At 58.5% G+C, this 412-nt stretch carries 2 pseudogenes; both read left to right on the top strand.

What is annotated here, in order from left to right:
* Positions 1 to 229: pseudogene (locus CBF90_RS16615) on the top strand (aspartate carbamoyltransferase); the annotation flags it as partial.
* Positions 226 to 412: pseudogene (locus CBF90_RS18670) on the top strand (amidohydrolase); the annotation flags it as partial. The pseudogenes CBF90_RS16615 and CBF90_RS18670, both read left to right, overlap by 4 nt.

Here is a 412-nt window from a genome sequence, read left to right as displayed (position 1 = left end):
CTTCTCTGCAACTGATTACTTACATACGTTTGGGCTCACAGACGAGCGCGCAGAGCGAATGAAGCCTCATGCGATCATCATGCACCCGGCTCCTGTAAACCGAGGATGTGAAATTTCCGGTCACCTCGTAGAGGCTCCCTCGTCTCGTATTTTTGAGCAGATGGGGAACGGAGTTATGGTGCGAATGGCTATTTTGGAACAGGTGTTGCACGGCAGGGAGACAAAATGAGCCGCCGGGTCCTCCTCACCGGGCTGACCATGCTGGTGGGAGCCACCCCGGTTCCCTCCCAGCTCCTCATCCGTGATGAGCGGATCGAGGCTATTTCACGAGGGCGGTCCAACGCCCTCGACGGGGCCGATGCTGAGGTCGTCGATCTTGGTGGGGCTCTGGTGACTCCCGGGATGGTGGACC

Origin of the sequence: Microbacterium sp. AISO3 (genome assembly GCF_002204305.1) — a bacterium.
Classification (GTDB): domain Bacteria; phylum Actinomycetota; class Actinomycetes; order Actinomycetales; family Microbacteriaceae; genus Microbacterium; species Microbacterium arborescens.
Note: the sequence above shows the minus strand (reverse complement) of the source record. Positions and strands in the feature narration are given on the sequence as shown.